The sequence below is a fragment of the Microvirga sp. P5_D2 genome (assembly GCF_054049475.1).
Window position 1 is genome coordinate 1 of the sequence record NZ_JBFUMH010000049.1, and the last position, 12217, is coordinate 12217.

General features: G+C 62.1%; 12 protein-coding genes and 4 pseudogenes. 11 read left to right on the forward strand and 5 right to left on the reverse strand.

Annotation, left to right across the window (positions count from 1 at the left end; all coding sequences use genetic code 11):
• Positions 1 to 532: 532 nt before the first annotated feature.
• The 3 genes from ACXJKO_RS14455 to ACXJKO_RS14465 are packed head-to-tail and all read right to left on the reverse strand — an operon-like array spanning position 533 to position 1253.
• Positions 533 to 970 carry an Hsp20/alpha crystallin family protein gene (locus ACXJKO_RS14455; protein ID WP_457091790.1) on the reverse strand — a complete coding sequence of 146 codons (438 nt, stop codon included), beginning with the start codon at positions 968 to 970 and terminating at the stop codon, positions 533 to 535.
• Positions 971 to 997: 27 nt separating this feature from the next.
• On the reverse strand, positions 998 to 1102 hold the full coding sequence (locus ACXJKO_RS14460) for an Hsp20 family protein (RefSeq protein WP_457091791.1): 105 nt from the start codon (positions 1100 to 1102) through the stop codon (positions 998 to 1000).
• 31 nt (positions 1103 to 1133) lie between these two features.
• The gene (locus tag ACXJKO_RS14465) at positions 1134 to 1253 is read right to left on the reverse strand and encodes a hypothetical protein (RefSeq protein ID WP_457091792.1); all 120 of its coding nucleotides are present in this window, start codon (positions 1251 to 1253) and stop codon (positions 1134 to 1136) included.
• 106 nt (positions 1254 to 1359) lie between these two features.
• On the opposite strand from ACXJKO_RS14465, the pseudogene ACXJKO_RS14470 reads away from it, so the two are divergent.
• Positions 1360 to 1611: pseudogene (locus tag ACXJKO_RS14470) on the forward strand (IS6 family transposase); the annotation flags it as partial.
• Positions 1612 to 1882: 271 nt separating this feature from the next.
• Here the strand turns inward: ACXJKO_RS14470 and ACXJKO_RS14475 are convergent.
• A complete protein-coding gene (locus tag ACXJKO_RS14475; RefSeq protein WP_457091793.1) occupies positions 1883 to 2908 on the reverse strand; it encodes an IS110 family RNA-guided transposase in 1026 nt (341 codons plus the stop codon).
• A 75-nt stretch (positions 2909 to 2983) separates the two neighbouring features.
• Between ACXJKO_RS14475 and ACXJKO_RS14480 the strand changes: the two are divergent.
• A pseudogene (locus tag ACXJKO_RS14480) lies at positions 2984 to 3148 on the forward strand (DDE-type integrase/transposase/recombinase); the annotation flags it as partial.
• Between the two features lie 55 nt (positions 3149 to 3203).
• Positions 3204 to 3341 (forward strand): annotated as a pseudogene (locus ACXJKO_RS14485) (IS6 family transposase); the annotation flags it as partial.
• A 154-nt stretch (positions 3342 to 3495) separates the two neighbouring features.
• Here ACXJKO_RS14485 and ACXJKO_RS14490 read toward each other — a convergent pair.
• Positions 3496 to 5055, reverse strand: a complete 1560-nt coding sequence (locus ACXJKO_RS14490; RefSeq protein ID WP_457091794.1) for an IS1182 family transposase — start codon at positions 5053 to 5055, stop codon at positions 3496 to 3498.
• Positions 5056 to 5126: 71 nt separating this feature from the next.
• Between ACXJKO_RS14490 and ACXJKO_RS14495 the strand changes: the two are divergent.
• The 8 genes and pseudogenes from ACXJKO_RS14495 to ACXJKO_RS14530 form a co-directional block, all read left to right on the forward strand.
• Positions 5127 to 5693, forward strand: a pseudogene (locus ACXJKO_RS14495) (IS6 family transposase); the annotation flags it as partial.
• Positions 5694 to 6836: 1143 nt separating this feature from the next.
• On the forward strand, positions 6837 to 8042 hold the full coding sequence (locus tag ACXJKO_RS14500) for a patatin-like phospholipase family protein (protein WP_457091795.1): 1206 nt from the start codon (positions 6837 to 6839) through the stop codon (positions 8040 to 8042).
• A complete protein-coding gene (locus tag ACXJKO_RS14505; protein ID WP_457091796.1) occupies positions 8018 to 9766 on the forward strand; it encodes an FAD-dependent oxidoreductase in 1749 nt (582 codons plus the stop codon). Before ACXJKO_RS14500 ends, ACXJKO_RS14505 begins: the two co-directional genes overlap by 25 nt.
• A complete protein-coding gene (locus ACXJKO_RS14510; RefSeq protein WP_457091797.1) occupies positions 9759 to 10109 on the forward strand; it encodes a hypothetical protein in 351 nt (116 codons plus the stop codon). Before ACXJKO_RS14505 ends, ACXJKO_RS14510 begins: the two co-directional genes overlap by 8 nt.
• A gap of 126 nt (positions 10110 to 10235) precedes the next feature.
• On the forward strand, positions 10236 to 10619 hold the full coding sequence (locus tag ACXJKO_RS14515; RefSeq protein ID WP_457091798.1) for a hypothetical protein: 384 nt from the start codon (positions 10236 to 10238) through the stop codon (positions 10617 to 10619).
• A 68-nt stretch (positions 10620 to 10687) separates the two neighbouring features.
• On the forward strand, positions 10688 to 10927 hold the full coding sequence (locus tag ACXJKO_RS14520; protein WP_457091799.1) for a hypothetical protein: 240 nt from the start codon (positions 10688 to 10690) through the stop codon (positions 10925 to 10927).
• Between the two features lie 57 nt (positions 10928 to 10984).
• The gene (locus ACXJKO_RS14525) at positions 10985 to 11668 is read left to right on the forward strand and encodes a hypothetical protein (RefSeq protein WP_457091800.1); all 684 of its coding nucleotides are present in this window, start codon (positions 10985 to 10987) and stop codon (positions 11666 to 11668) included.
• An 89-nt stretch (positions 11669 to 11757) separates the two neighbouring features.
• Complete coding sequence (locus ACXJKO_RS14530; RefSeq protein WP_457091801.1) at positions 11758 to 12114, forward strand: carboxymuconolactone decarboxylase family protein; 357 nt, start codon at positions 11758 to 11760, stop codon at positions 12112 to 12114.
• Positions 12115 to 12217: the final 103 nt, after the last annotated feature.

Below are 12217 nucleotides of genomic sequence, written 5' to 3' on the forward strand. Positions count from 1 at the left end.
TCTCAAGCGAGCGACAGCTCTGAGTCGAACTCCGTATTTTCGGCAACCTGCCGCACAGCCTTCTTTTCGCTGATGCCAAGACGCTCAATCCAAGCATTCGAAACGACTTGGATGGGGAGCATGAAGATCACTGGGGCAACCAGCGAGTGGGCCCCTTCTGAGAGAAGCGATCAAGCCCGGTCAGCGGCCGTGCAGTGAAAGCCAAGACCACGGGCGACGTTGTTGCCACACAGTTCCTTATGCTCTCCATCTTGCCGCGAAGAGCGGCATCTCCAAACACGACATCGGTGCGGTATTGGATGGCCTTAAGGATATCGAGGAGGCCATGCTCGAAAAGCTTGCAGCAGTACTCAAAGTCGCCCAGGACCGCTTGATCTAAGTTCTCGCCCCAGGCAACTTCGGGGCACGAGCACTGACCTGAAGGTTGCTACGTGCCTGGGTGCAATTTTCCAGGAGAAAACTTTCCCCGAAACGCTCCATCTCAGAATACCATGCTGCACCTCACAGGCAATTCTCAAGAGGTCCAGCGGGATCAACTACCCGCTTTGATTTTTATTGTCCTGGCTTCTGCCTGTTCAGCTCTGGGAACCATTAGCTGGAGCACACCATTTGTCAGTGTCGCCTCGATCTTATCGGCATCGAAATCACCCGACAGCGTAAAGTCGCACTCAAAGTCGCCGACCTGGTACTCCTGGTAGATCGGGCTGTACCCCTCGGGCGCGTGATCCTCGACTGCCGCGTGAATATTCAGGGCCCGCCTATCAAGCGTGATCGTTAGACCGTCCGGCTTGGCGCCTGGCATATCTGCCAGCAGCATCAGCCCAATGTCCGTCTCACAAATATCCACCCGAGGCCTAAAGGTTCGGCCCGACCGCGTGCGCTCCCCGCCCTGACGCTCTGCGGGCATCTTCTGCTCAGCTTGGTTCGGTTGCTCGGCCTCGACCTGCTGCCCCTGAGGCTTCTTAGCCATGAGAACCTCCTCCTGTTTGGGACTGCTTCAAGCTGTAACGCGGATGCGCTTTGGCTTGTCGTGCTCAGGACGTTGCAGGGACAGCGTCAAAACACCCTCCTTCAACTTCGCATCTACTTTGTCAGGGTCCACCTGGAAGGGAAGTCCGAAGGTCCGAACAAAGCTACCCCGACCCCGCTCTCGGCGGTGGGTAAGCCCGGGCCTCGTCCGGCTGATCCTGGCGCTCTCCGCGAAGTGTTACCGTGTCGCGGTGCACTGTGATTTCCAAGTCGTCGTTTCGCACGCCAGGCAGTTCGGCCGTGATGACGATCCCGTCTTGATGGGAACTGTCGCAAACTGTTCGGTAACTGGGTTCGACCTCTGCCTCTGGTCAGCTCCGGAGGTGTATGATGTTCAGAGGCCGTCACGTCGATCGTTCAGTCATCCTGCTGTGCGTCCGGTGGTATCTGGCCTATGGCCTGAGCCTGCGGAATCGGGAGGAGATGATGGCCGAACGAGGCGTGACGGTGGATCATGCCACCATCCATCGCTGGACGGTTCACTACGCCCCGCTGCTGCTCGAGCAATTCAATCGGCACAAGCGAGCCGTCAGCCTGAGATGGCACGTGGACGAAACCTATATCAAAGTCCGTGGGCGGTGGATGTGTGTGGACGCCCCGTTAAATGCAAGGAAAATCATTACGCGTGATCTTGGGACTGCGATCGGGTGCTGACGTGTGTCCGGCCTCTCGAAGCGGCTTTACAAACGCCGCGGGCCCTTATGGAAGTCCGCAGATCAGATCCAATATGTATCTGCGCGCTCGAAGCGCCCATCCAACGACTGGTTCTTCTGATCCCGTTTGATCAACCGTTGTCCCATCAATCTGCGTTCGACCTTCTCACATCCTCCGGCAGTCCCTCGGGCTATTCTGCTTATGCGGCAGCACCCGAAGCTCGATAAACTCCTCCCCGTTCCATCAGCGCCCAGGCAATCCGCGCCATCTTGTTTGCCAGGGCGACCGCGATCAGCATCGGCGGTTTGCGGCGGAGCATCCGCCCAAGCCAAGACTGCGGAGCCGTGCCATGCCTGGTCGCCCATCTGACAACCGCTGTGGCGCCGATGATGAGCAGGCGGCGCAGGTCGCGCTGCCCCATCTTTGATGTCTTGCCCAATCGGGCCTTCCCGCCAGATGAATTCTGTTTGGGTGTGAGCCCCATCCAAGCTGCAAAATCCCGGCCCTTGTCGAAAGTCTCGGCCGCCGGAGCCAAGGCCGCCAGAGCTGTTGCTGTGATCGGACCAACGCCAGGGATCGTCATCAGGCGTCGGATCTCCTCGTCCTGCCGGGCTCGCTGCGTGATCTCCCGGTCCAGCTCACCGATCTTGTGGTTGAACTCACTTAAGGCCGTGATGAGCATCTGGCAGACGGATCGCGCGGCCTCAGGAAGGTCCGTAGCCGGATCCTCAACTGCAGCGATGAGCGTGTGGATATGCCTGGGGCCCTGCGGTGCGATAATGCCGAATTCGGTGAGATGCCCACGCAGGGCGTTAATGATCTGGTTTCTTTGGCGCACCAAGAGGTCTCTGGCCTTGAACACCATGGTGGAGGCCTGCTTCTCCTCACTCTTGACCGCGACAAAGCGCATGGTGGGCCGGTGAGCGGCCTCGCAAATGGCTTGGGCATCGGCCGCATCGTTCTTCTGCCGTTTGACGAAGGGCTTCACATAGTTGGGAGCAATCAGTCTCACCGTATGACCCAGAGTACTGATCTGGCGCCCCCAGAAATGGGCACTCGCACAGGCTTCCATCGCGACCGTACAGGTTGGTTGAGCGGCAAGAAACATCAGCAGCTTGCCCCGCGACAGCTTCTTTTGAAAGAGCACAGCGCCGGTTTGGCTTGCGCCGTGGAGTTGAAACACATTCTTCGCCAGATCGATGCCGATGATATCAAGCGTCTGCATGGACGATCCTCTTGGTTATGGTTGCGAATGCTACAACCTTGGCAGCTAGGCGCTGCCGGAGGGGCGTCCACCCCATTGTATCTTTACCGAGCGGTCGACAGCAATGGAGATACGGTCGAGTTCTGGTTCAGCAAACAGCGCAATCTCACGGCGGCCAAACGGTTCCTGCGTAGGGCACTGAAGCGGCATGGCCGACCTGAGAGGATTGTGATTGATGGCAGTCAAACCGGAACTGTCGCAAACTCATCAGTAACTCAGTTTGGTCTATGCCTCTGGCAAGCTCCGGAGGCTTGTGATGTTCAAAGGCCGTCATTTCGATCGCTCGGTAATCCTGCTCTGCGTGCGGTGGTATCTGGCCTACAATCTCAGTCTCCGGAATCTGGAAGAGATGATGGCTGAGCGAGGGGTCTCCGTCGACCATGCGACGGTGCACGACCTGTGAGAAAATCGCTTCGGCGGATGCGATGAGATCTGTTTACTCTCCTGGCTTTCGTGAAGGCGGCAAGAGCAAGCAAGCCGCCATTCAGTGGACAATGTGTTCCATCAGGAGCGCAGCTTGGAGCTGAGCGCCTGACGGTCCGCTCCTATCAGGTTCTGATCTCTTCGAACCGCGGGCGCCAGCGCAAACGGACCCATTGCTGAATGTTGTAGGTCAGCACTGCCCAGAGCGCTTCGGTGCTGACCTTGGCTAATCCACGCACATGGAAGCGCCGGAGATCGAGCTTCTCCTTCAGCCATGCGTTGACCAACTCCGCCACGCGTCCACGCTCGCGGAGCAAGCTTCGTGTTTCTGGACTTGCATGACGGCTCCGGAAGGCGCTCACGACTGGGTTCTCATGCGTGACGACAATCGAGCGTCCGTAGGTGCGATTGCCTGAGCAGCACTGCCGGCGGCTGGGACAGACCCGACAATCGGTCTTGCTGGCCTGGTAGCGCACCAGCCTTCGTCCTGGCCGGTCATGACCGTCACGGGCCATCAGACGCTTACCTTCCGGGCAAGTGTACGTGTCAGATGCTGGATCGTACTGGAACTTGTCGGGCAGAAAGGCATCCGTCACGCCAACGCGCGCAAACCGCTGCTGGACACGGCCGTCGGTCTCAACCCACGGGCCGATCAGTTCGACATCCTTCGCGTGCGCTGCCAGGATGTTCTCGCGACTGGTATAGCCGGCATCCACCACTAACTGGTTAGGCGTTTGTCCCAGCCGCTCTTCGATCTGCTCGACAGCTGGAGCAAGATACTCGTAATCAGGGGCTGCTTGCCCGACATCCAAGCCGATTGCGATGCCATAGGCTGCATCGGTAGAGATTTGAACGTTGTAGCTCAAGGCATAGTGACCATCGCCATGGCGCATGATCCGCGCCTCCGGATCAGTCGCGCTGACCCCAGTCTGCCGCTGCCTCGCGCGAGCATAGCCGGGGCGCTTGGCCTGAGTGATCTGCTGGACATTGATCAGCGCCTGTTCGAGCCGCTCAACCCGCTCACGCCGGGCTCGCTCGCGCGCTGCTGCTTGCCGAGGGGTGTCCTCCTCGCAGCGCGGATCTCCCATGGCCGCAACCTGCTCCCGAGCTGCAACCAGATGCTTCCTGATCTGCTCCTCTTGCTTGAACGAGCTTGGTCCTGCTTGCGCGGTGATCTTCGTGCCGTCGTGCATGACGGTCTGCAGGGTAACCAGCCCCTCTGCGCTCAAGATTCCGAGAATCTGCGTGAAGACCTCGTCCAACGCATCATGGTGGGCCAAGCGAAAGTCGGACAGGGTATGATGATTAATCGTGAGGAGCCCTGTCAGCCAACGAAAGCCGGGATCGTGCTCGCAGCGACGCTCCACCTCTCGCGCCGAGCCGATGCCGCGGCTGTAGGCATAGATCCATAAGCTCACCAAAAGCTGAGGATCGTAGGCGGGGCGTCCAGCTCCACCTTCAAGCGAACTGATCCGGTCTATAAAGGCTGACAGATCAAGCCGGGTCACCAACTCCCAGATTGCCCGAACCGGATGGTCTTCATCTACTAATCGCTCAACGTCGAGCATGGTCCAACACAGCTGCCGGCGATCAGCGCACACCAGCCGAACGCGCTTCCGTCGCGATGGATCTGAGCAGGACGCTTGAGCCGTCTCACTTGAGGCCTGCGGATCGACAGGGTCCATCACCTGATCTCCCTGGGAAAGCTCCGGCTAGTGTAGCACGTCGGAGCTCCCAGAGCATTTTCTCACAGGTCGTCCATCGCTGGACGGTTCACTACGCCCCGCTCCTGCTCGAGCAATTCAACCGGCGCAAGCGAGCCGTCGGTCGGAGATGGCACGTGGACGAGACATATATCAAAGTGCGGGGCCAGTGGCGCTATCTCTACCGTGCCATCGATAGCAACGGCGACACCGTCGAGTTCTGGTTCAGCGAGCGGCGCAATCTGGCTGCGGCGAAACGATTTCTGCGCAAAGCCCTGAAGCGGTATGGCCGTCCTGAGAGGATTGTGATCGATGGCAGTCAGACCAACCGCGAAGCGATCCTGTCGTGCGATACCGTAGACCGGCTCCAGAGAAGATTGCAGCGTGATCTGAAGCCCATTCGCATTCGACAAAGTGCCTACCTCAACAATCGGATTGAGCAGGACCATCGGGCCGTCAAGCGGCGTGTTCGACCGATGCTCGGCTTCAAGTCAATGGTGTCAGCGCGAGTGATCCTGGGTGGGATCGAGATGATCCACATGATGCGCAAACAACAGGCGAAGTACGCCTGCAATGGGCAACCATCGCTCGCCGAGCAGTTTCACTTGCTTGCCGCATGAGTGCATCGCAAAGCACCTGCTACTTCTACGATCCAATATCGGATTTGCGACAAAGCCCCCATTTTCGGGGTCATTCAGATGATGGCGTCGATCCTGCTCATGTTCATCGTGGCCGTTCTGATCTTCTGGCCGTCTCGCTGGACAGTCTAGCGAAACCACCTCGACAGACCCCAGGAAACAAAAATTTGTTGAGCCTTCCTCGCGCTCTAACGTGCATATCCAGAGGCCTTGGATCATCGTAGGAACACGTGCCCGCACGAGAACGTTTTTGCGTACTTATCCAATCCGGATATCCGGCACAGGTAGGACGAGGGCGTAAGTTCTCGTGCTCGCAGACGCTTGGCCGTGAGGGTGCACTGACATAGCTCGCTCGGCCAACGCACGAGCTGTTCCTGTTCATCGTCGGTGCCAAACCTTACGTTTGCACGTCGGGTCCCTGGGCGACGAAACGGTGCATATGGATCTCGTGCTTTGACGCCTAACGCTCCGAACCTGCCATAGAGTTTTTTCGCGGCCAGACCCACACAGTAAGTAGCGTAGGTTCCATCGTGTTGGATCCCATGCCATTTCCGGCCTTCACGGACACAAGCGACCAACATATTGCGGGTTGTTTTGTCAGGGCTCCACTGGTCGGGCAGTGAATTCATGTATACCTGGGCGCTGACCGGGCCACTAAGGACAAGCGCTGTCAGGAATGTCGCGGCCGTAGGAAAATACATTAGCGATACTCCTATGATGCTTCCTCGGAGTTGCAAGGCCGCCCCTACCTCGACTCATGCATAGGCGTTGTTCCTGGCTCACTCGTCTGAAGTAGAACAAACATCGTTTTCGTGTTCTTGCGAAATATCAAGGAGTCTTCCGCTCCATCGCTCAAGCTGCTCTCTGGGAATTCGCAGGAAACCCTGCAGGCTGGGCCGGGAGCACGCAATACCGGATCCTGGGAGTCGTTCAGTGGTCAACTTGGTTAATCACCCATAGTGTGGAGGACGATCGTGGGCTTCGCAATTGTGACGGCAATAAGCATACTTATTGCCACTGCAGTTATGCGGTTCGTCATCTCTGACTGACTTAGCTGCGAGCTAATAGCGCTAACCCGTCAGCTATCCTGGGATGGCGAGCGAAAGGATCCTTGTGTCCCACTCCATGACAAAGCCTCGGTTTGATCACCAGATCCTGCTTCTGCAAGGCGGCGGAGCGCTCGGCGCCTACCACGCGGGGGTGTACGAGGGAATGGCGGCAGCGGGCCTGGCCCCCACCTGGGTGGTCGGCGTCTCCATCGGCGCGATCACGGCGGCGCTGATCGCGGGCAACCCGCCCGAGCGACGGGTGGAACGGCTGCACGCGTTCTGGGACCGCGTTTGCTCCTATGCCCCGCTGGCCTGGCCCGCCTGGCTCGAACCGATGCGGCCGGCCCTCAACGCCATAAGCGCGGGCATCGTCGCAACCTTCGGCAGCCCGGGCTTCTTCGTGCCGCGGCTGCCCCCGCCTTTCTTCGCGGCCGGGGGCGGCCCCGGGGCGGTGAGCTTCTACGACACGACGCCGCTCAGGCGAACGCTCGAGGAACTGGTCGATTTCGACCTGATCAATCGCCGCGAGGTGCGCCTCTCGCTCGGTGCGGTGAACGTGCGGACGGGTGCTTCCGTCTACTTCGACAACGAGCGGACGCGCATCGGCCCCGAGCACGTGATGGCCAGCGGCGCCCTCCCGCCGGGATTCCCGGCCGTCGAGATCGACGGCGAGTCCTACTGGGACGGCGGGATCGTGAGCAACACGCCCCTGACCTACGTCTGGGACGAGCGGCCGCTGACGACCGCCCTCATCGTGACGGTGGACCTGTTCAAGGCGATAGGGGACCTGCCCGGCACCCTCGGCGAGGTCCTCGAGCGGCACAAGGACATCCAGTACGCGAGCAAGCAGCGCTTCTCCGTCGAGCATGCCGTCAGGCTCGGCGAGCTGCGCGGGGCATTGATCCGCCTGATGGACAAGTTGCCGGCCGGCCTTCGGGCCGATCCCGATGCGCAACTGCTCGCCACCCTGTGCGACGACCGGCAGTGGCTGATCGTTCGCCTCATGAACGACCGCCTGGCGCATGTCTCGCAAACGAAGGACTACGAGTTCTCGCGCGCCACGGTGATCGAGCACTGGGGCGCTGGACTGGAGGACATTCGGCAGGTTGTCGCCAACCGCGACGCGGTCACGCCGGCCAGCCTCATCCCGGGCGTGTGGGTCTACGAGAGCGCTGATGCGTCGCCCACTGCCGTCCGGCCGCACGCTCACGGCGCACCCCAAAGCTCGATCTCCGAGATCGCCCAAAGGACACGGTCATGGAACGCAAAAGCAAAGGCATGAAGGTCATCATCGTCGGGGGCGTGGCCGGCGGAGCGTCGTGCGCGGCACGCCTGCGCAGGCTGGACGAGACCGCCGAGATCCTGATGGTCGAGCGCGGGCCGTACGTCTCCTACGCGAACTGCGGGCTGCCGTACCACATCTCGGGCGTGATCGAGGACGAGGCGAAGCTGCTGGTCGCGAGCGAGCAGACGTTCCGCGGCCTCTTCAACATCGACGTGCGCACCAACTGCGAGGCGGTCTCAATCTCGCGCACGAACAAAACGGTGCAGGTGCGCAACGTCACCACCGGCGAGGTGACGACCGACTCCTACGACAAGCTGGTGCTGTCGCCCGGCGCCCCGTCGGTGCGCCCGCCGCTGCCCGGCATCGACCTGCCCGGGATCTTCCAGGTGCGGACCGTGCCGGACGTGCGCAGGATCCGCGAGTGGATGGCCCGCGGCACGGACTTCCTGGCGGGCATGGCCAACTACTCGGGCATCCAGTTCGTCAAGCCGCCGCGGCGCGCGGTGGTGATCGGCGGTGGCTTCATCGGGCTCGAGACGGCGGAGAACCTGATCCATGCCGGCTTCGAGGTGACGCTGGTCGAGATGATCGACCAGGTCCTCGCGCCGCTCGACCGGGAGATGGCCCGCCTCGTCGAAGGCCATGCGGAGAAGCACGGCCTGCGCCTGGCGCTCAACGACGGCGTCGCCGGCTTCAGGCAGGTGGATAATGGCGCGCTCGAAGTGCGGACGAAGGCCGACACGGTCTACCCGGCCGACCTCGTGATCCTCGCGCTCGGCGTGCGGCCTGACACCGCGCTGGCCAAGGCGGCCGGCCTCCAGATCGGCGAGCGCGGCGGCATCCGCGTCGACGACCAGATGCGCACGAGCGATCCGGACATCCTCGCCGTCGGCGATGCCATTGAGGTCAGGGGCTTCGTCACCGGGCAGTGGAGCCTCGTCGCGCTCGCCGGTCCGGCGAACCGGCAGGGCCGCATCGCGGCCGACGTGATCGCCGGGCGCGACTCGCGCTTCCGTGGCACCCAGGGCACGTCGATCATCGGCCTGTTCGGCGCGGCCGCCGCCTGGACCGGGGCCAGCGAGAAGACGCTGAAAAAGCTCGGCGAAGCGGATTACGAGAAGGTCTACCTCTTCCCGAACTCCCACGCCGGCTATTACCCGGGTGCCACGTCCATCGCGCTGAAGGTCCTGTTCCGCAAGTCCGATGGCCGCGTGCTCGGCGCGCAGGCGCTCGGCCGGGACGGGCCGGCGGTGGACAAGCGCATCAGCGCACTGGCGATGGCGATCCAGATGGGTGCGACCATCTATGACCTCGAGGAGGCCGAGCTGTGCTACGCGCCGCAGTTCGGCAGCGCCAAGGACCCGATCAACTTCGCCGGGATGGTCGCCGCCGACGTCCTGCGCGGCGACATGCCCCTGGCCCACTGGGCGGACACCGATGGGGCCCTCCTGCTCGACGTGCGCCAGCCGGTGGAACTGGCGGTGGAGAGCGTGCCGGGCGCGGTCAACATCCCGGTGCATGAGCTTCGCGCGCGGCTGGGCGAACTTCCCCGCGACCGCGAGATCCAGGTCATCTGCCGGTCCTCCCAGCGCGCCTATTACGCGACCCGCATCCTGCTCCAGAACGGCTTCAAGGCGCGCAACCTCTCGGGCGGCATGCTGTCCCGGGCGATTGCGGGAGCGCGGGAAGAAGCCAGCCAAAGGGGAGAGATCCATGCCTGAGATGCTGCACAAATCGGTTATCGTTCTCGCGATGCTGGGCGCCGCGGCGCTCGTCACGTCGACGACGGAATCTCTTGCCCAGACAGTGCCGCCTGACCTTCCGCAGGCGATCATGTGTTGGAACAACCGGACCGAAACCTGGGTCGTCGGCTATCTCGCCACGGTCAAGAAGGATGGCACGGCGACCTACATGCCGCCAGGCGGGCAGCTTTCCGCGACGGTGAATGCCAAGCGTATCGTGGAGCCGCCCTCCGGCAGAACGGCCGCCGTCGACTGCTATGGCAAGTCCGTGGATGAGCTGCGTTCCATGGGCCGCATCATCGAGTCCCAGCGCTCGCGGTAAAGGCCCGCGCTCGGTCGGAGCCGGGAGCCAGGACGGGAAACGGCACGACTAAGGCTGCAATCAGATGAACAGGTGAAGCAGCCTGGCCCCGGCACCTGTTCAACCGCGACGCCCAAGGAGCCAACGATGATTCCGCATTCACGGTTTGACCCCTTCAACCACGTCAGGTTTCCGAACTGCCGGGACACGAGGTATCTCGGCGCCGCGATCGTCGTCGGCAAGGGGCTGAACGCTCGCGCCCACATGAACGCGAACGCAGGAAATCAGGAAACTCCCGACGACTTCGCCTGGAAGCCCGATCCGGAGAAGAAGGCCAGGGAGCTCGGGGTCGACATGGTCGTCGCGAACACGGGACGCATCTGGACGTTCGACCACGGCGAGTGCCAGTACGGCTACGGCTGGGACTTCGACGGCGCCAGGATGGGCCACCTCGGCCAGATGGTCGCAAAGGACCTGATCGCCCACTTCCACGGGCCCGGGTATATGTCCCGACCCTCCTCACCCGGCTGACCCGGTGGACTTGGGACGCCGGCAAGGAGGCGCACATCCTGCGCGAGCCCAACGGCACAGTCTGGGTCATGCAGGAGTACACGCAGGACGTCGACCCGAGCCTCACCCTCGACAACCTGAAGACCATCAGTCCCAAGCTGAAGACGCTCCCCGAAGGCTGGAGGTTCGAGACCAAGGTCCTGGAACGGGACCTCGTGCTCGACACGACATTATCCGACGGGTGGGCCTCGATCATCCGCGACGACCTGCATTGCACCTATCAGGCCTGCGGCTACGACTCGGACACGAGCGCCAACTATATCCCCTGATCGCCGAGGCGCTGTCGGGCTCCTCGAGCCGGCAGCAGCCCAACCGGAGCAGCTACCGTGAAACTTAGAATAGGGATGCACGGCGCCAGAACCCTAGTGAGCAACACCCGCGGCAAGCGGTTCTGCGGCCTGGGCGCCTTCGTGGGCGTCGGGGCCACCCAGCGGGCGCATGTCTATACCGCCGCGGCGCTCGACGAGATCACACCCGAGAGCCACAGGCAGATCGATCCGGTGCGGCTCGCGCGCGAACTCGAGGTGGACATGTGCGCGGTCAACGGCGGCCGCATCTGGCTCATGGACGAGCAGGACGTCCAGGGCGGCGACGTCGTGGACTTCCACGGCGTCAAGATGATGTACGGCGGCGAGATGACCGGGGCCGAGATGATGGCCCAGATGAAGGATGCCTATCGGCCCTCGCTGATCTATCGCAACAGCAACTGGATCTGGCATGCCGGCACGCCGGTGCACCTGCTGCGGGATCCTGGGGGAACGGTCTGGGTCATGCAGGAATACACGCAGGACGTCGACCCGAGCCTCACCCTCGACACGCTCGACCAGGTGGGCGGCAAGCTGAAGGCCCTGCCGCAGGGCTGGAGGTTCGAGACCAAGGTGCTGGCCCGGGATCTCTCTCTCGACACCGCCCGGTGCGATGGCTGGGCCGCGATCATCCGCGATGAGCTGCACGGCACTTACCAGGGCTGCGGATACGGCGCGGACACCAGCGCCAACTACGTGCCGTAGCCCGCAGTGAGGTGGCCGAACCGACAGGAAGTGCCGACCGCGCACCCAGCGTGCGGCAGGACCTGAACGGCCGGCAAGGAGGTGAAGGGATGACAGAACCTTTCCACGTCACCGTTGGCATGGGCGCCGCACCTGCCAACGATCCGCAGCCAGGGCGTGATGCGAGCCCGCCGTCGAAGCGGCCCGAGGTGGCGAAGCGCATGCTGACGCCACGCAATTTCCTCAGGACGGTCGGCAACGTCATGGCCTCGGGTCCCATCCTTCTCTCGGCGCTGGTCAGGCCGAAAACCTCCCCCGCGCTGCGCGAGAAGGTCATGCTCGGCGTGACCTCGGTCACCGACTGCCGTTACTGCCAGTGGGGTCACACCCACTGGGCGATGGCCCATGGCGTGCCGCTGGAGGAGGTCAACCAGATCCTCGGCCACCAGATGGCATCGTCAACTTAAGCGAATATCGGCTGCTTGAGTTCGGAACCTTCAGCTCTAAGTCATTGAACATGCACGATCTGCACCAAGCCAAAAGCTCGTATAAGGCACACCAAACCCGTTA